Genomic DNA, 16,603 nt, shown 5'->3' with positions numbered 1-16,603 from the left:
CAACTATGCGCAAGGGTGTTTTCACATCAAAACCCTCCAGCACTACAGTGGGCCCCATCTTCTCCCCACTCTCTGGAGCAACATCATGAAAGACATCATCGCACTCGGCTTCATCGTTTCCCTGATCGGCGCCACCTCCGCCATCGCTGCCCCACACGCCAGCACTCCAGTTGTCGCGGCTGCGACCGTTGGCCAGTCCGGCACCCTGAACGTCGACACCGTCAGCAACGACGCCGAACACCAAGGCCTCAAACTGCAACAGAACGCCGAACAGACCAAACTGTACGTCGCGGAAAACCGCCCGGAATTCGGTTCCAAATATCAGCGCTACTGAGTGATCGGTTTGAGCTGCCAGAAACAGGAAACCCCGCCGAAGCGGGGTTTCTTGCATTCGGGCGTCAGCGCACCAGTCGCGCGGCCAGCGCCTTGGCCTGCAACGCCACGTCGGTGACAGCGGTGCTTTCCCACCACATGCCACGCAGCGGCGGGCCCATGGCGAACAGGCGGTTCGAGACCCGACCCTCTTCATCCAGCACCGCACCGTCCACCGCCGCCGCGATGCCCAGCGCCAACGGCCCCGGGCGAACCAGACCGCGCGCCAACAATTGCTGTGGCAAAGGTCGCGCGACCCGGCGCCAGTCGTATTCGATGCCGCTGGAATTGATCAACACCGCGCCCTGCACCACGCGGGTCTCAGCCTTACCGCGAGGGCGAATACGGATACTCACCCCGCCATCCGACGCCAATTCAAGACCCTTGTAGGACGCAGCATGAATGCGCAATCGCCCTTCCCGGTGCAGACGCTCGACCAGTTCCGCGCTCAGCGGCGGTGAACGATGGTGATGACTTTCCCACCACGGTCGCACATGCCGTACGAACTGCCGGCGCTGCGCATCGCTGGCCTGACTCCATAACCGGCCGATGTGCGCACGCACGGTGTCCAGCGGCGCCTGCCAGTCGATGCCTTGGGCGATGGCGTCGCGGCAATGCCGACGCAATTCGCGCAATAGCTGGCGCGGTGTGCGAATGCTGTGATCCTCGGCGAGGAAGTCCACCCACGCGGGCGGTTGCCGACGAACATGAGGCAGCAGCCCGTGCCGGGAAAACACCTCGATCGGCCCGCGATGCCCGGCCTGCTCCAGCGACACCACAGCATCGACCATGGTCAGGCCGGAGCCGATGATCAGCACCGTCGATTGCGGATCGAGCTGACGCATGGCCCCGACATCCCACGGATCGAGCGCCGCCGCGTTGAGGCCGCTGGAGTCTTTTTGCGGTGTGCGGGCAGCCGGGAACATACCGGTCGCCAACACCGCATAAGCGCCCCGCAGTTGCTGGCCGTCACTCAAGGTGAGCTGCACGCAATCGCTGGAAGCCTGAACATCGACAACTTCGGCCCGTACATGCTCGACTGTCGAACCCTGTTGCGCACCCACCTGCTGCGCTTCGGCCAGACGCTGCTGGACGTACACGCCGAACAGCCCCCGAGGCGGAAACAGTTCGCTGACCGGTGCATGTTGCTGATCCGACTCCGGCCAGCCACCGCCAGCGATGTGATCGGTCAGCCATTGAGTCAGGTCATCGGCATTGTCCGGATCGACGCTCATCCGCGCCGCATTGCCGTTGAGCGTGTGGCCCAGCTCCACCGCGCTGTACGCTTCGCCCCGGCCCAGTTCGGCCCGGGGCTCGATCACCAGAATCGTTCTGCGCCCCGGCAAACGCAGCAATTGCACCGCCAGCATCGTACCGCTGAGGCCGCCGCCGACAATCAGAATGTCGGCGTGACGGGTGGCGGTTGTATCGGTTTGAGTCATGCCGTTCTCGCAGCTGAGGATATGCTCGGGCCAGTGTCATTCAGACGCCGCGAAGACGTCTAGACAGACGCGACCTTTTTCTCCTGCAGATGCAGCTCGCCGAGGTTTCGATAGCCGCTGCCCGGATGGATCTCCGGCAGTCTCGGCCCTTCGCCAAACAGCTTCTCGCGCAAGGTTCCCGGCGCGTACTCGGTCTTGTAGACACCGCGCTTCTGCAACTCCGGCACCAGCAATTCCACGGCGTCGATGAAGGTTTCGTGGGTCAGCGCGTAGGCGAGGTTGAAGCCGTCGACGTCGGTTTCGTCGACCCATTCCTGCAACAGGTCCGCCACCGTTTCCGGGCTGCCGACGAACAACGGGCCGAAGCCGCCGATACCGACCCAATCGGCCAGTTCGTTGGGGGTCCAGACCTTGTTCGGATCCGCTGTGGAAAACGCTTCGACCGCCGACTGAATCGCGTTGGTGTGTACGTGTTTGAGCGGTTCGTCCGGTTTGAAGCGTCTGAAGTCGATGCCGGTCCAGCCGGAAATAAGCGCCATCGCACCTTCGTAGCTGACCCAGGATTTGTATTCTTCGAACTTGGCTTTGGCCTTGGCGTCGGTCTCGCCGAGGATCACGGTTTGCAGATTGAAGATCAGGATCTTCGACGGATCGCGCCCGGCCTCGGCGGCGCGGCGGCGGATATCGGCCACCGTTTTCTTCAGCAGCACTTTCGACGGGGCAGCGACAAAAACGCATTCGGCATGCTCGGCAGCAAACTGCTTGCCCCGGCTGGAAGCACCCGCCTGATAGAGAACCGGCGTGCGCTGCGGCGACGGTTCGCAGAGGTGAATGCCCGGCACCTGGAAGTGTTTGCCGTGGTGGCGGATCTCGTGGATCTTGCTCGGGTCACTGAAAATCCGCCGCTCGCGATCCCGCAGGATAGCGCCCTCTTCCCAACTGCCTTCCCACAGTTTGTAGCAGACCTCCAGGTATTCCTCGGCGAAGTCGTAGCGCGCGTCATGTTCGGTCTGAGCTTGCTGGCCGATGTTCTTCGCACCGCTCTCCAGATAAGAGGTGACGATGTTCCAGCCGGCACGGCCCTTGGTCAGGTGATCGAGGGTCGACAGGCGTCGGGCGAATGGATACGGATGTTCGAAGGACAACGAGGCGGTCAGGCCGAAACCCAGGTGCTCGGTGACCAGCGCCATCGGAGGAATCAACTGCAACGGGTCATTGACCGGCACCTGCGCCGCCTGCCGGATGGCCGCTTCGCCGTTGCCGTTGTACACGTCGTAGATGCCCAGCACGTCGGCAATGAACAAACCGTCGAACTTGCCGCGCTCGAGGATTTTCGCCAGATCGGTCCAGTACTCCAGATCCTTGTATTGCCAGGAGCGATCCCGAGGGTGAGCCCACAGGCCCGGCGACTGATGGCCGACGCAGTTCATGTCGAAGGCGTTGAGACGGATTTCGCGGGGCATCAGACAGCACTCCCGATTGTCAGGAGGCGTTTGAAGGTGTGAATTGAGACGATCATGTGAGGCGACTCCGTTGTTTCCGGATGAGGATCCAGAACCCGTAGCAGGAGTCATGCCTTAATGTATTTAACTTATTTATCAATATGTTGAGATAACAACCTAAAGCAGTCTGCACGCAGGATGGAGCAAACTGTTTATCCGCTGTCGGCCCTGCAACAGTCAGATCACCACATTGCGCACGAAGCGCGCGGCCACTTCCCCGTCATTGCGATAGGTGTGCGGCTGATTGCTGGCGAACATGAAAAACTCCCCGGCGGCGATCTGCTGGGGTTGATCGCCGAGCATCAGCGTCAGGCAGCCTTCGAACACAAAGATCTGTTCGCTCCAGCCCTCGGCGTCCGGTTGCGAGGGATAGACCTCACCCGGTTGCAGGCACCATTCCCACTGCTCCACCGCGCGGGTGGCATTGGCCTTGGATAGCAAAACGGCTTTGCTGCCGGGGATGCTGCCGGCCCAGGCAAGTTCGTTGATACGGCCCGGATCGCGATTGTCCGGGGCCTGGATGAGATCGCTGAAGGCCACTTCGAGGGCTTCGGCGACACGGTCGAGGGTGGTCAGGCTGACATTCTTCTCGCCGGCCTCGATGGCCACCAGCATCCGTCGGCTGACCCCGGACTTTTCCGCGAGGGCGGTCTGGCTCATGTCGGCGGCGTGGCGCAGGCGTCGGACATTCTGGCTGACGTGTTGCAGGACCGAAGCCCGCTGAACGGAATCTTTGTGCACTATATTGCTCACTGGCTGGGGTTGGGCAGTATACTGCGCAACATTTGGCGCATTGTGCGTCTCCTCCTCAAAAGTGCGCAAGGTCATGACGTCAGCCAACTCCCCTCAAACTCCCCTGCGATTTTCCCGGTTCAGCAAAGCCGAGTGCGTGCTGGTGTTGATCACCATGCTTTGGGGCGGCACCTTCCTGCTGGTACAGCACGCCATGACCGTCAGCGGCCCGATGTTTTTCGTCGGCCTGCGCTTTGCCGCCGCCGCAGGCATTGTTGCGCTGTTCTCCTGGAAACACTTGCGGGAACTGACCCTGTTCGAATTCAAGGCTGGCGCCTTTATCGGCGTGGCGATCCTGCTCGGTTATGGCTTGCAGACCGTTGGGTTGCAGAGTATCCCAAGCAGCCAGTCGGCGTTCATCACGGCGTTGTACGTGCCGTTCGTGCCGCTGTTGCAATGGCTGGTGCTGGGCCGGCGCCCGGGTTTGATGCCGAGCATCGGCATCATGCTGGCGTTTACCGGGCTGATGCTGCTTTCCGGGCCGTCCGGTGCTTCGCTGAATTTCAGCCCCGGTGAAATCGCCACGCTGATCAGCGCCATCGCGATTGCGGCCGAAATCATCCTCATCAGTAACTACGCCGGGCAGGTGGATGTGCGCCGAGTGACGGTGGTGCAACTGGCGGTAACCTCGGCCCTGTCTTTCTTGATGGTGGTGCCGACCGGCGAGGCGATTCCGGATTTCTCGTGGCTGTTGCTGAGCACCGCCCTGGGCCTGGGCGCGATGAGTGCGGCGATTCAGGTGGCGATGAACTGGGCGCAGAAAAGTGTTTCGCCGACCCGCGCGACCTTGATCTACGCCGGTGAGCCGGTGTGGGCCGGGATCGTCGGGCGCATCGCGGGAGAGCGTCTGCCAGCGATCGCATTGATAGGTGCGGGGCTGATCGTGGCGGCGGTGATCGTCAGTGAATTGAAGACCAAAGGCAAAGGGACACAAACGGTCACGGAAGAATTGGAACACGAGACCGAAGGCTAAACGGGGTTTTTACGGCTACTTTGTAGGATTCAGAGACATCCTCGCGTTTGGCGATCCGGGAGCTGGCACGTATGATGCTTCACAAACTTCCGCAGATTAGAAGCCTATGTCCCTGATAGTTCTACTGCTTCTGCCTTTTCTGGGCAGCTGTCTGGCAGCCGTGCTGCCGCACAATGCACGTAACGCCGAATCCCTGCTGGCAGGTCTGGTCGCACTGATCGGCACTGTCTCGGTCGCGCTGCTGTATCCGCAGATCGCCCACGGCGGCGTGATCCGCGAAGAATTCACCTGGCTGCCCAGCCTGGGCCTGAACTTCGTCCTGCGCATGGACGGCTTCGCCTGGCTGTTCTCGATGCTGGTGCTGGGCATCGGCACTCTCGTCTCCTTATATGCCCGTTATTACATGTCGCCGGACGATCCGGTGCCGCGCTTCTTCGCGTTCTTTCTGGCGTTCATGGGCGCCATGCTCGGGCTGGTGATCTCCGGCAACCTGATCCAGATCGTATTCTTCTGGGAGCTGACCAGCCTTTTCTCGTTCCTGTTGATCGGCTACTGGCACCACCGTCACGACGCCCGCCGTGGTGCTTACATGGCGTTGATGGTGACTGGCGCGGGAGGATTGTGCTTGCTGGCGGGGGTCATGATCCTCGGCCATGTGGTCGGCAGCTATGACCTGGACAAGGTCCTGGCCGCCGGCGATCTGATTCGCGCACATGCCCTCTACCCCATCCTGCTTCCGCTCATTCTTATCGGCGCCCTCAGCAAAAGCGCCCAGTTCCCCTTCCACTTCTGGCTGCCCCACGCGATGGCGGCACCCACACCGGTTTCGGCGTACCTGCACTCGGCGACCATGGTCAAGGCCGGGGTTTTCCTGCTGGCCCGCCTGTGGCCGTCGCTGTCCGGCAGCGAAGAATGGTTCTACATCGTCAGCGGCGCCGGCGCTGCTACGCTGTTGCTCGGCGCGTACTGCGCGATGTTTCAGAACGATCTCAAAGGGCTGCTGGCCTATTCGACCATCAGCCATCTCGGCCTGATCACCCTGCTGCTGGGCCTGAACAGCCCGCTGGCTGCTGTGGCAGCGGTGTTCCACATTCTCAACCACGCGACCTTCAAGGCTTCACTGTTCATGGCCGCCGGGATCATCGACCACGAAAGTGGCACCCGCGACATCCGCAAGCTCAACGGCCTGTTCAAACTGATTCCATTCACCGCCACCCTGGCGATGGTCGCCAGTGCGTCCATGGCCGGCGTGCCGCTGCTCAACGGTTTCCTGTCCAAGGAGATGTTCTTCGCCGAAACCGTGTTCATCAATGCCACCGCCTGGGTTGAAACCAGCCTGCCGATCGTCGCGACCATTGCCGGGATGTTCAGCGTTGCCTACTCGCTGAGATTTACCGTCGACGTATTCTTCGGCCCGACCGCCACCGACCTGCCGCACACCCCGCACGAACCGCCTCGTTGGATGCGTGCACCGGTTGAGTTGCTGGTGTTCACCTGCCTGCTGGTGGGGATTTTCCCGGCCCAGGTGGTCGGCCCGTTGCTCGCCGCTGCCGCCTTGCCGGTGGTGGGCGGCGTGCTGCCGGAATACAGCCTGGCGATCTGGCACGGCCTCAATGCACCGATGATCATGAGTTTGATCGCCATGTCCGGCGGCATCGTGCTGTATCTGCTACTGCGCAACCAACTCAAGCGTGGCCGCTTCAAGTATCCGCCGCTGGCGGGCCGCCTCAACGGCAAGCGAATGTTCGAGCGCAGTCTGGTGGCGATGATGCGCCTGGCTCGACGCCTGGAGCGACGAATCGGCACAAAGCGCCTGCAAGCGCAATTGTTCCTGATGGTCCTGGCGGCGGTGCTGGCCGGGCTGATCCCGATGCTGCACAGCAGCCTGAGCTGGGGCGACCGGCCGAAGATTCCGGGCTCGATCGTGTTCGTGACCCTGTGGCTGCTGGCAATCGCCTGCGCCCTGGGTGCTGCGTGGCAGGCCAAGTATCACCGTCTCGCCGCACTGACCATGGTCAGTGTCTGCGGCCTGATGACCTGCGTGACCTTCGTCTGGTTCTCGGCACCGGATCTGGCCCTGACGCAACTGGTAGTCGAAGTGGTGACCACCGTGCTGATCCTGCTTGGCCTGCGCTGGCTGCCACGGCGGATCGAAGAGGTTTCGCCGCTGCCAAGCAGCCTGCGCAAGGCGCGGGTTCGACGTCTGCGCGACTTGCTGCTGTCGATTGCCGTTGGTGGCGGCATGGCGCTGCTGTCCTACGCGATGCTGACCCGGCAGACGCCGAACGACATTTCCTCGTTCTATCTGAGTCGCGCCCTGCCCGAGGGCGGCGGCAGCAACGTGGTCAACGTGATGCTGGTGGATTTCCGTGGTTTCGACACCCTTGGTGAGATCACAGTGCTCGCCGCCGTGGCACTGACCGTGTTCGCCCTGCTGCGTCGCTTCCGCCCGCCGAAAGAAAGCCTGCAACTGCCGGCCCAACAGCGCCTGCTCGCCCCCGACGTGGTCACCGATCTGGTCAACCCGCGCTCGGCCAGCGACACCGCGCTCGGTTTCATGATGGTGCCGGCGGTGCTGGTGCGCCTGCTGCTGCCGATTGCGCTGGTGGTGTCGTTCTATCTGTTCATGCGCGGGCACAACCAGCCGGGTGGCGGTTTCGTCGCCGGTCTGGTGATGTCGGTGGCGTTCATCCTGCAATACATGGTCGCCGGCACTCAGTGGGTCGAGGCACAAATGAGCCTGCGGCCGCTGCGCTGGATGGGCACCGGCCTGCTGTTCGCCACCGTCACCGGCCTCGGGGCGATGGCGGTCGGTTATCCGTTCCTGACCACCCACACCTGGCACTTCAGCCTGCCGCTGCTGGGTGACATCCATATCGCCAGCGCGCTGTTCTTCGATATCGGCGTCTACGCCGTGGTGGTCGGCTCGACCTTGCTGATCCTCACCGCCCTCGCCCACCAATCAGTCCGGGGCCATAAAACCGCTGCCGCCAAAGGAGCCGTCTGATGGAAGAAGTCATTGCAATCGCCATCGGCGTGCTCGCCGCGTCCGGGGTCTGGCTGATCCTGCGACCACGGACGTTCCAGGTGGTGATGGGCCTGTGCCTGCTGTCCTACGGCGTCAATCTGTTCATCTTCAGCATGGGCAGCCTGTTCATCGGCAAGGAGCCGATCATCAAGGACGGCGTGCCGCAGGACCTGCTCAATTACACCGACCCGCTGCCCCAAGCGCTGGTGCTGACGGCCATCGTCATCAGCTTCGCCATGACCGCATTGTTCCTGGTGGTGTTGCTGGCCTCACGGGGCCTGACCGGCACCGACCACGTTGACGGAAGGGAGCCCAAGGAATGACGGCGATGACTCACCTGATCGCCGCACCGATTCTGCTGCCGCTGCTGACTGCCGCCATCATGCTGATGCTCGGCGAAAAGCACCGTCCGCTGAAGGCGAAAATCAACCTGTTCTCCAGCCTCCTCGGCCTCGGCATTTCGGTGATGCTGCTGCAATGGACCCAGACCACCGGCGTGCCCGGTTCGATTGGGGTTTATCTGCCGGGCAACTGGCAGGTGCCGTTCGGCATCGTGCTGGTGGTCGATCGTCTGTCGGCATTGATGCTGGTGCTGACCGGAATCATTGGCGTCAGCGCCCTGCTGTTCGCCATGGCCCGCTGGGACGGCGCCGGGTCGAGCTTCCACGCGCTGTTCCAGATTCAGTTGATGGGGCTGTACGGCGCGTTCCTGACCGCAGACCTGTTCAACCTGTTCGTGTTCTTCGAGGTATTGCTGGCCGCGTCCTACGGTTTGCTGCTCCACGGCTCGGGCCGGGCCCGAGTGTCGTCGGGGCTGCATTACATCTCGATCAACCTGCTGGCGTCGTCGCTGTTCCTGATCGGCGCGGCGTTGATCTACGGCGTGACCGGCACGTTGAACATGGCGGATCTGGCCCTGAAGATCCCGCTGGTGCCGGAAGCCGACCGTGGCCTGCTGCACGCCGGCGCGGGAATTCTGGCCGTGGCGTTCCTGGCCAAGGCCGGCATGTGGCCGCTGAACTTCTGGCTGGTGCCGGCCTACTCGTCGGCCAGCGCACCGGTGGCGGCGATGTTCGCGATCATGACCAAGGTCGGTGTCTACACCTTGCTGCGCCTGTGGACGCTGCTGTTCTCCGGCCAGGCCGGCGCTTCGGCGTATTTTGGCGGCGATTGGTTGATCTACGGCGGCATGGCGACCATGGCCGGCGCGGGCGTGGCGATCATTGCCGCGCAACGCCTGGAACGCATGGCCAGCCTGAGCATTCTGGTATCGGCAGGGATTCTGCTGTCGGCCGTGGGTTTCGCCCAGCCAAACCTGATCGGCGCCGCGCTGTTCTATTTGGTCAGCTCGACCCTGGCGCTGAGTGCGCTGTTCCTGCTGGCCGAATTGATCGAACGTTCGCGTACCGCCATCGAAGTGCCGCTGGAAGATGAAAACGAACTGCTGCCACGTCCGCAGGAATGGCAGCGTCCGGTCAAGGGCATCAACCTCGACGACGATCAGAAAGCGGTGGTCGGTCAGGTGATCCCATGGACCATGGCGTTCCTCGGTCTGAGCTTCATTGCCTGCGCGCTGCTGATTATCGGCATGCCGCCGCTGTCCGGGTTCATCGGCAAGCTGAACCTGATCGGCGCCCTGCTCAATCCACTGGGCCTCGGCGCAGGCGAACCGATCTCGAATGCCGCCTGGGGCTTACTGGCCTTGCTGATTCTTACAGGCCTCGGCTCGCTGATGGCGTTCTCGCGCCTGGGGATCCAGCGCTTCTGGTCGCCCGAGGAGCGACCGTCGCCGCTGCTGCGCAAACTGGAATGCACACCGATTTTCCTGCTGCTCGGCCTGAGCATCGCGCTGACCTTCAAGGCTGAACCACTGCTGCGTTACACCCAGGCAGCGGCCGATGCCCTGAACAATCCGCAGCAATACGTAATGGCGGTACTCGGCACCCGCGCCGTGCCGAGCCCGGAAGCCAAGGCTGCGCTGCTGGAGGTGCAACCATGAAGCGTCTGTTTCCGGCTCCGTGGTTGTCGCTTGCGCTGTGGTTGCTGTGGCTGGTGCTGAACCTGTCGGTCAGCCCGGGCAACCTGCTGCTGGGTGCCGTACTCGGTTTCTGCGCCCCGCTGATGATGCGCAAATTGCGCCCTCAGCGGATCCACATCCGCCGCCCGGGCACGATCCTGCGATTGTTTCTGCTGGTCGGGCGTGACGTGATCGTCTCGAACCTGCAGGTGGCCTGGGGCGTGCTCAACGCCGGTCGCCGCCCGCCTCGCTCGCGCTTCATCAAGGTGCCGCTGGACCTGCGCGACGCCAACGGCCTGGCAGCATTGTCGATGATCACCACGGTTATTCCCGGCACAGTCTGGTCGGAACTGGCGCTGGATCGCAGCATTCTGTTGCTGCACGTCTGGGATCTGGATGACGAGGCGCAGTTCATCCAGCACTTCAAGGTCACTTACGAGCGGCCGTTGATGGAGATTTTCGAATGAGCCCGCTGCTGTCGAACGCGATTCTGCTGACGCTGTTCCTGTTTTCCCTGGCCATGGTCCTCACGCTGGTGCGCCTGTTCAAAGGCCCGTCGGCGCAGGACCGGGTACTGGCGCTGGATTACCTGTACATCGTCGCCATGCTGATGATGCTGACCCTGGGGATTCGTTATGCCAGTGACACCTACTTCGAAGCGGCGCTGCTGATCGCGCTGTTCGGCTTCGTCGGCTCGTTTGCCCTGGCGAAATTCCTCCTGCGTGGCGAGGTGATCGAATGAACGCTGAACTGTCTTTGTGGGTGGAAATCCCGGTGGCAATTCTGCTGGTGCTCAGCGGTATTTTCGCCCTGATCGGTGCGACCGGCCTGCTGCGGATGAAGGATTACTTCCAGCGCATGCACCCGCCGGCGCTGGCCTCGACACTCGGCGCGTGGTGCGTGGCGCTGGCCTCGATCATCTGTTTTTCCGCACTCAAGTCCGGGCCGGTGCTGCACGCATGGCTGATCCCGATTCTGCTGTCGATCACCGTGCCAGTGACCACCCTGCTGCTGGCGCGGGCGGCATTGTTCCGCAAGCGCATGGCCGGGGATGACGTGCCGGCCGAGGTCAGCAGCCGGCGTACTGAAACCGGCAGCTAGATCCAGGCGACAGCCAACAGCCCGGCTCCCAATATCAGACACAGCGGCGAGTAAACCCAAGTGTCGAGCCGGGCAAACCTCGATCCCTTCACTTCCTTGAAAAAACCCACCAGCTCCGAATCGCCGATCGCCCGCGCAAACATCAACAGCGCAATCGCGCTGATCACCCATTGCAGCGCCCAGTGATGCACGGCGGGCAGCCACCACCCCACTCGCATGCACACCAGTGCGGCAATCAGTAGCAGAGCTGCCGCCACCACCAGCGTGATCCAGCCTGACGGCTTGAACGCAGGCCTGAGGGTCAGCCCGCCGTTATCCACCGGAACCTGCGGCACCACCGCAACGGCCGCCCACTGCCCACCCATCGCCCAATACACATGCATCAGGCTGATCACCGCGAATGTCGTCACCAGCCATTGAGCCAACACAAAGGTCATGGTCGAGAATCCTTGAAAGGGATTTGAACAAAACATCCTAGTCGGCATTTTTCCATGTGCACGACCGATCGGCGGTGCGGTAAAGTGCCGCCCCATGAAATTCACCCGTACCGATCGCTCACTGCTGGCCTGGATGCTCTATTGCTGCGTCCTGTTCAACGTGTTCGCCTGCAGCATCGGTCACGGACAAATGGTCGGTATGCAGCTCAACGGTATCGGCGGACAGTTCTGTGCCGTCGACCCGAGCACCCAGGCGCCGCTCGCCTCAAATCCCGCCGAAGAAAAACTGCCGACCCTGGCCAAAGCCTTCGGCTGTCCGCTCTGCTCCACCGGAGGCATGGGCCCGGCGTTCAACTCCAGCCTGACCCTGGCGATTCTGCCGGAACAACACAGCCCGCCGCTGCCGGCCATCGTCAGTGCCGACCTTCCTGCCCGCTTTATCTGGCCTTCGGCCAATCCCCGCGCCCCGCCGCTCGCCTGAGTGCCCTTGCCTTTTTGATCTGTCAGCCCACTGCGCCAACGCGCGGCGTTCGCCTGTGCGCTGACTCCGAGAACAAGCATTCAGGATTCAATCAATGAAACAACTTACCTTGCTGGCGAGCCTGTGCGGCTGCCTGTCCGTCAACGTCTGGGCGCAATCCACCGTGGATCTGGCGCCGATCACTATTGACGGCGAGTCCGGCGCCGAACCCGGCCTGAGCCTCGACCAGTCCAGCGGCATGGCCTCGCGCCTCGGCCTCAGCGTGCGTGACACCCCGGCCTCGGTGGCCATTGCCAACCGCAGTGACATCGAACGTCGCGGTTCGCAAAACTTTCAGGACGCGGCCAACACCTTGCCGGGTGTGAACGCCAGTGCACCGCCGGGCTTTGGCGGATTCGTCTCCTATCGCGGTTTCACCAGCAGCCAGATCACCCAGATGTTCAACGGCGTCAACGTTTCCGGCGGGCTGGCGCGCCCCGTGGATTCATGGATTTATGATCGGGTGGAACTGGTCGGCGGCCCGTCATCGTTGATCAACGGCGCCGGCTCGGTCGGTGGTTCGCTGAACTACGTGACCAAACTGGCCACCCGCGACGAGCAAGCCATTGAAGGCCGGGTCAGCTATGGCACCTACGACACCACCGAAACCGCGTTCGGCCTCAATCACGCGCTGACCGACCCCGGCGCCGACGTGCAGCACTACGCGCGTCTCGACGTCAGCCACAACACCAGCAACGGCTACATCGACCGCCAGGAACGCGATGCCTGGAGCGCGGCGTTCTCGTTGCTCAGTGACCTGACGCCGAACCTGTCGCACACCCTGGCCCTGGAATATCAGGACGAACACGAGGACAGCCCGTACTGGGGCACGCCGGTGCTCAGTCCCAAGGCCGGCGAGTTGAAGATCGACAAGCACAACCGCTTCAACAACTACAACGTCGAGGACGGCCGCTACGAGCAGCGGACGATCTGGGTGCGCTCGATCATCGATTACCGGATCAACGACAGCACCACCCTGCGCAACACCCTCTATCACCTCGACAGTCAGCGTGATTACCGCAACCTGGAAACCTATCAATACAACGCCGACAACAGCGCGGTGAACCGCTCCACTGCGTATCAGGTGCGACATCAGGGCGAGCAGAACGGCAACCAGTTCGAACTGCGCCACGACAACACCCTGTTCGGCCTCGACACCACCTGGTCCGGCGGATTCGAGTACAAGGTCAACCAGACCACCAACTCGCCGCTGAACGTCAAAGGCGCCAGCGCGGTGGACCCGAACAACTACCGACCGGGGCATTTCTATGACATCCCCGGAACGATGCCGGGTTTCGTCAGCGACAAGACCAACGAAGTCACGACCAAAGCGCTGTTCGGCGAAAACCGCCTGGCACTGACCGACAAGCTCTCGCTGCTGACCGGTCTTCGCTATGACGACATCGACCTCGACGTGACCAACCATCGCACTGTGACCGCGAGCAACCCGCGTCATTTGAAGCGCAGTTGGGAACCGGTCACCGGGCGTGTCGGCCTGACGTATCAGTTCATTCCGTCAGCCAATGTGTACGTGCAATACAGCACCGCCGCCGAGCAACCCAGTGGCACCCAGGACTTCGACGTCTCGACCGGCAAACAATGGGAAATCGGCAGCAAGTTCGACTACCTGAACGGGCGCGGTTCGGCGACGGTGGCCGCCTACACCATCGAGCGCAAGGACTTCGCAGTGACGGATCCACTGGACCCGACCAGCAGCATTCCGGTCGGCCAGCAGACTTCGAAGGGCATCGAGATTGCCAGCTCGCTGCGGATCACCGACAAGTTGCTGGCCGAAGGCAACTTCGCCTGGGTCGATGCGCAATACGATGAGTTCAACGAGAAGAACGCCGCCGGTGTGGTGGTTTCGCGCAAGGGCAATACACCGACCAACGTGCCGGACCGGGTCGGCAATCTGTGGCTGACCTACGATTTCTCGCCGCAATGGCAAGGCGGGGTCGATGCACGGTACGTGGCGTCGGTGTTCGCCGACACGGCCAACACCATGACCGTGCCGTCGTACACGTTGTTTGGCAGCTTTCTCAGCTACAAGGTGGACTCGCACACAACTGTGACCGGACGGGTGCGCAACCTGACGAATGAGGTGTATGCCGAGTTCGCCCATGTGTCGCCGGCGTATTACCTCGGCACACCGCGCACCTTTGAGCTGGCTGTGCAAACCCGCTTCTAAAAGCTTCGCGGGCAAGCCCGCTCCCACAGGAATCGATGTGTTTGCAACGCTCAGAGCACACCGAAAAACCTGTGAGAGCGGGCTTGCCCGCGATGAGGCCCATCGGTACGACCTCTATTTCAAATCAGCTGAAACCTTATCTGCCACATCCTTCGGCAGCCACGCCTGCCACACATCCGGATGCGCTTTCATGAACGCTGTCGCCGCATCCCGAGGTGGCGTGTGTTTTTCACTCATCTCGGCCAGCGCCTTGTTCAGATCATCAATCGGAAAGTCGACCTTGCTGAAGAACTCGGCGATCTGCGGATACTGCTTCTGGAACGGCGTGGACACCCCGATCGACAGCTTCGAGGCCAGTGACCGGGTCGGTTTCGGATTGGGGTTGTCGGCGTCGGTCAGGGTCTTCCAGGCCTCGGCATCGAACGGCGGCTCTTCCAGTTGGATCAGCTTGAACTTGCCGAGCAACGGTGTCGGCGACCAGTAATAGAACAGCACCGGCTTGCCGCGGCGGATCGATGAACTGATCTCGGCATCCAGCGCAGCACCGGAGCCACTACGGAAATTGGTGAAGTCATTCTGCAAGCCATAAGCCGTGAGCTTCTGCTTGTTCACCACCTCCGACGTCCAACCGATCGGGCTGTTGAGGAACCGGCCCTTGCTCGGGGTTTCCGGATCCTTGAACACGTCCTTGTACCTCTTCAGATCGCTGACACTGCGCAGATCCGGCGCCAAGGGTTTGATGCCCTTGGCCGGGTCGCCCTTGATCACGTACTCCGGCACCCACCAGCCTTCAGTGGCACCCTTGACCGTATCGCCCAGGCTGGCGACCTTGCCTTCGGCCTCGGCCTTGACCCATACCGGACTGCGCCCGGCCCACTCTTCGCCGATGACCTGAATGTCATTGTTGGCCAGCGCAGTCTCAAGGGTGATGGTGGTGCCCGGCAAGGTATCGGTCGGCAGGCCATAGCCCTTCTCGACAATGATCCGCAGGACGTCGGTGATCAGGCTGCCGCTTTCCCAGTTCAGATCGGCAAAGTGAATCGGCGCCTGTGCCGCGCTCACCGAAGGCACCACCGTCATCAGGCCGAATGTGGTCAACCCAGCAGCCAGCAACCGTCGAAATCCGTTCATGCTTTTGCACCTCGTGCCGTTCACAGCAATAGCAGGATGGCCTGACAGAAGACCGCAAGCCTCTGAATACTCAGTCAACTGACTGTAGACGAGGTTCCTGCTTTTTCAGGGGCATAACACGCACGAGGCTACTTTTCAGACATTTCCTGCAGGCTCTTCAGCTCGCGTCTGACCATGCTGGCGTATTCCGCAGGCTGCAAGGCGTAGATTTGCGAGGCGACCCAACCCAGCCAGGCACCCTTCAATTCAGCCTTTGCCGTGAACAACCGACGTGCTTCCTCGCGGGCGCTGTCGAGGTTCTGCAAATGGAAATCGGCGCGGCTCACTCGCTGGCCTTGAACGTCACCAGTTCGCCCTTGCGCCACTTGGCGGCTTTGGCGGTGACGGCTTTCAAGGTTTTGGTCAGGCCTTCCTGCAGTTGTTCATTGGCGGCGAACACGGTAACCGCGCTGTGGCCTTCCTTGAACACGATGGCGTGGCCATCGGCCGTGGTGACGAACGCGTAGTCGCCCAGACCGTACACGGTCATTTTGATTTCGCGAAAGCGGATGTCCATCTTGCCGCCTTCACGGCTGGGCAGTACCGACGCGCTGAAATGATCGCCGACCTTGAGCTTGAGGCCAGGTTTGTCATCGACCACCAATGCGCTTTCGGTGTCGATCTCGGCAACGTAAATGCCTTCGGCGTTTTGCTCGGTGATGTAAACAAAACGCGATTGAAACTGCTTGACCAGCTTTGCCCGCAAATCACCCAGCACGAACAAAGCATGCATATCGAGGTTACTGACTGCCAAAGAAACATCCCCACACTTGAAAAGAGTGCCATACGCGAAAGCGCGCACAGCAAAAAAAGTCGGCCGGGCCGAAGGTGTTGCGCGATGACTCGAATATACGCCTGAGGGAGCGAAGTGCTCATTCAACGCGAGTTGCACAAGACTACTGGAATGCCACTCGCGAAACCTGCAAAGACGTTCTCCAAATGTTGAAGGAAAACGCGTCACGGCCGGCCAGGAAAAAACTGACTACGAACTTTAGGGAAAAAACTCACCAACAAAAGCACTTTTCCGACATATCGCACGCAAAAAATTGCTTTAGATAGGG

The 16,603-nt window shown here is 61.6% G+C and carries 17 protein-coding genes; 10 read left to right on the top strand and 7 right to left on the bottom strand.

Features of this window, described 5'->3' with window-relative positions; translation table 11 throughout:
* The first annotated feature begins 85 nt into the window (after positions 1–85).
* Complete coding sequence (locus BMZ46_RS24875; protein ID WP_039767006.1) at positions 86–334, top strand: hypothetical protein; 249 nt, start codon at positions 86–88, stop codon at positions 332–334.
* A 64-nt stretch (positions 335–398) separates the two neighbouring features.
* Here the strand turns inward: BMZ46_RS24875 and BMZ46_RS24870 are convergent, their stop codons facing one another.
* The 3 genes from BMZ46_RS24870 to BMZ46_RS24860 all read right to left on the bottom strand — a co-directional run bounded on the left by BMZ46_RS24870 (position 399) and on the right by BMZ46_RS24860 (position 4,057).
* Positions 399–1,814 carry an FAD/NAD(P)-binding protein gene (locus BMZ46_RS24870; RefSeq protein WP_074688696.1) on the bottom strand — a complete coding sequence of 472 codons (1,416 nt, stop codon included), beginning with the start codon at positions 1,812–1,814 and terminating at the stop codon, positions 399–401.
* A 59-nt stretch (positions 1,815–1,873) separates the two neighbouring features.
* Complete coding sequence (locus BMZ46_RS24865) at positions 1,874–3,277, bottom strand: LLM class flavin-dependent oxidoreductase (protein WP_074688698.1); 1,404 nt, start codon at positions 3,275–3,277, stop codon at positions 1,874–1,876.
* A 216-nt stretch (positions 3,278–3,493) separates the two neighbouring features.
* The gene (locus BMZ46_RS24860) at positions 3,494–4,057 is read right to left on the bottom strand and encodes a helix-turn-helix domain-containing protein (RefSeq protein ID WP_039767012.1); all 564 of its coding nucleotides are present in this window, start codon (positions 4,055–4,057) and stop codon (positions 3,494–3,496) included.
* A gap of 85 nt (positions 4,058–4,142) precedes the next feature.
* On the opposite strand from BMZ46_RS24860, the gene BMZ46_RS24855 reads away from it, so the two are divergent.
* The 7 genes from BMZ46_RS24855 to BMZ46_RS24825 all read left to right on the top strand — a co-directional run bounded on the left by BMZ46_RS24855 (position 4,143) and on the right by BMZ46_RS24825 (position 11,227).
* Positions 4,143–5,081 (top strand): DMT family transporter, encoded by a 939-nt coding sequence (locus tag BMZ46_RS24855; protein WP_039767014.1) that lies wholly within the window; start codon positions 4,143–4,145, stop codon positions 5,079–5,081.
* Between the two features lie 106 nt (positions 5,082–5,187).
* Positions 5,188–8,088, top strand: a complete 2,901-nt coding sequence (locus BMZ46_RS24850; RefSeq protein ID WP_039767016.1) for a monovalent cation/H+ antiporter subunit A — start codon at positions 5,188–5,190, stop codon at positions 8,086–8,088.
* Positions 8,088–8,432: a Na+/H+ antiporter subunit C gene (locus tag BMZ46_RS24845; protein ID WP_003192163.1), complete on the top strand. Its 345-nt coding sequence runs from the start codon at positions 8,088–8,090 to the stop codon at positions 8,430–8,432. The genes BMZ46_RS24850 and BMZ46_RS24845 overlap by 1 nt, the downstream gene beginning before the upstream one ends.
* Positions 8,429–10,108: a monovalent cation/H+ antiporter subunit D gene (locus tag BMZ46_RS24840; protein WP_039767023.1), complete on the top strand. Its 1,680-nt coding sequence runs from the start codon at positions 8,429–8,431 to the stop codon at positions 10,106–10,108. Before BMZ46_RS24845 ends, BMZ46_RS24840 begins: the two co-directional genes overlap by 4 nt.
* Entirely contained in the window at positions 10,105–10,593 is a 489-nt protein-coding gene (locus tag BMZ46_RS24835) for a Na+/H+ antiporter subunit E (protein ID WP_039767025.1), read from the top strand. The genes BMZ46_RS24840 and BMZ46_RS24835 overlap by 4 nt, the downstream gene beginning before the upstream one ends.
* Complete coding sequence (locus BMZ46_RS24830) at positions 10,590–10,868, top strand: K+/H+ antiporter subunit F (RefSeq protein WP_011334688.1); 279 nt, start codon at positions 10,590–10,592, stop codon at positions 10,866–10,868. The genes BMZ46_RS24835 and BMZ46_RS24830 overlap by 4 nt, the downstream gene beginning before the upstream one ends.
* Positions 10,865–11,227 carry a Na+/H+ antiporter subunit G gene (locus BMZ46_RS24825; RefSeq protein WP_064379433.1) on the top strand — a complete coding sequence of 121 codons (363 nt, stop codon included), beginning with the start codon at positions 10,865–10,867 and terminating at the stop codon, positions 11,225–11,227. The genes BMZ46_RS24830 and BMZ46_RS24825 overlap by 4 nt, the downstream gene beginning before the upstream one ends.
* Here the strand turns inward: BMZ46_RS24825 and BMZ46_RS24820 are convergent.
* Positions 11,224–11,664: a DUF3995 domain-containing protein gene (locus BMZ46_RS24820; protein ID WP_074688700.1), complete on the bottom strand. Its 441-nt coding sequence runs from the start codon at positions 11,662–11,664 to the stop codon at positions 11,224–11,226. The two genes, BMZ46_RS24825 and BMZ46_RS24820, sit on opposite strands and share 4 nt — an antisense overlap.
* A 94-nt stretch (positions 11,665–11,758) precedes the next feature.
* Between BMZ46_RS24820 and BMZ46_RS24815 the strand changes: the two genes are divergently transcribed.
* Both BMZ46_RS24815 and BMZ46_RS24810 read left to right on the top strand, forming a co-directional pair.
* Positions 11,759–12,145: a DUF2946 domain-containing protein gene (locus BMZ46_RS24815; protein WP_011334690.1), complete on the top strand. Its 387-nt coding sequence runs from the start codon at positions 11,759–11,761 to the stop codon at positions 12,143–12,145.
* Positions 12,146–12,239: 94 nt separating this feature from the next.
* Positions 12,240–14,372, top strand: coding sequence for a TonB-dependent receptor (locus tag BMZ46_RS24810; RefSeq protein WP_074688702.1), 2,133 nt, complete (start codon positions 12,240–12,242; stop codon positions 14,370–14,372).
* Between the two features lie 114 nt (positions 14,373–14,486).
* Here the strand turns inward: BMZ46_RS24810 and BMZ46_RS24805 are convergent, their stop codons facing one another.
* From BMZ46_RS24805 to BMZ46_RS24795, 3 genes are all read right to left on the bottom strand, one after another.
* Positions 14,487–15,503, bottom strand: coding sequence for an ABC transporter substrate-binding protein (locus BMZ46_RS24805; RefSeq protein ID WP_074688704.1), 1,017 nt, complete (start codon positions 15,501–15,503; stop codon positions 14,487–14,489).
* 128 nt (positions 15,504–15,631) lie between these two features.
* The gene (locus BMZ46_RS24800) at positions 15,632–15,829 is read right to left on the bottom strand and encodes a hypothetical protein (protein WP_039767035.1); all 198 of its coding nucleotides are present in this window, start codon (positions 15,827–15,829) and stop codon (positions 15,632–15,634) included.
* The gene (locus BMZ46_RS24795) at positions 15,826–16,296 is read right to left on the bottom strand and encodes a hypothetical protein (RefSeq protein ID WP_007950541.1); all 471 of its coding nucleotides are present in this window, start codon (positions 16,294–16,296) and stop codon (positions 15,826–15,828) included. The genes BMZ46_RS24800 and BMZ46_RS24795 overlap by 4 nt, the downstream gene beginning before the upstream one ends.
* Between the last annotated feature and the right edge of the window lie 307 nt (positions 16,297–16,603).

It is taken from the genome of Pseudomonas sp. NFIX49 (genome assembly GCF_900115915.1).
Taxonomy (GTDB): Bacteria; Pseudomonadota; Gammaproteobacteria; order Pseudomonadales; family Pseudomonadaceae; genus Aquipseudomonas; species Aquipseudomonas pharyngis.
This window is presented reverse-complemented; position numbering and strand designations above follow the sequence as displayed.

Excerpts from the sequence above, each read along its gene's own strand:
- BMZ46_RS24865 (WP_074688698.1), bottom strand. The coding sequence starts at position 3,277 with ATGCCCCGCGAAATCCGTCTCAACGCCTTCGACATGAACTGCGTCGGC.
- BMZ46_RS24825 (WP_064379433.1), top strand. The coding sequence starts at position 10,865 with ATGAACGCTGAACTGTCTTTGTGGGTGGAAATCCCGGTGGCAATTCTG.
- BMZ46_RS24875 (WP_039767006.1), top strand. The coding sequence starts at position 86 with ATGAAAGACATCATCGCACTCGGCTTCATCGTTTCCCTGATCGGCGCC.
- BMZ46_RS24815 (WP_011334690.1), top strand. The coding sequence starts at position 11,759 with ATGAAATTCACCCGTACCGATCGCTCACTGCTGGCCTGGATGCTCTAT.
- BMZ46_RS24810 (WP_074688702.1), top strand. The coding sequence starts at position 12,240 with ATGAAACAACTTACCTTGCTGGCGAGCCTGTGCGGCTGCCTGTCCGTC.
- BMZ46_RS24840 (WP_039767023.1), top strand. The coding sequence starts at position 8,429 with ATGACGGCGATGACTCACCTGATCGCCGCACCGATTCTGCTGCCGCTG.
- BMZ46_RS24820 (WP_074688700.1), bottom strand. The coding sequence starts at position 11,664 with ATGACCTTTGTGTTGGCTCAATGGCTGGTGACGACATTCGCGGTGATC.
- BMZ46_RS24850 (WP_039767016.1), top strand. The coding sequence starts at position 5,188 with ATGTCCCTGATAGTTCTACTGCTTCTGCCTTTTCTGGGCAGCTGTCTG.
- BMZ46_RS24835 (WP_039767025.1), top strand. The coding sequence starts at position 10,105 with ATGAAGCGTCTGTTTCCGGCTCCGTGGTTGTCGCTTGCGCTGTGGTTG.
- BMZ46_RS24855 (WP_039767014.1), top strand. The coding sequence starts at position 4,143 with ATGACGTCAGCCAACTCCCCTCAAACTCCCCTGCGATTTTCCCGGTTC.
- BMZ46_RS24870 (WP_074688696.1), bottom strand. The coding sequence starts at position 1,814 with ATGACTCAAACCGATACAACCGCCACCCGTCACGCCGACATTCTGATT.
- BMZ46_RS24805 (WP_074688704.1), bottom strand. The coding sequence starts at position 15,503 with ATGAACGGATTTCGACGGTTGCTGGCTGCTGGGTTGACCACATTCGGC.
- BMZ46_RS24830 (WP_011334688.1), top strand. The coding sequence starts at position 10,590 with ATGAGCCCGCTGCTGTCGAACGCGATTCTGCTGACGCTGTTCCTGTTT.
- BMZ46_RS24845 (WP_003192163.1), top strand. The coding sequence starts at position 8,088 with ATGGAAGAAGTCATTGCAATCGCCATCGGCGTGCTCGCCGCGTCCGGG.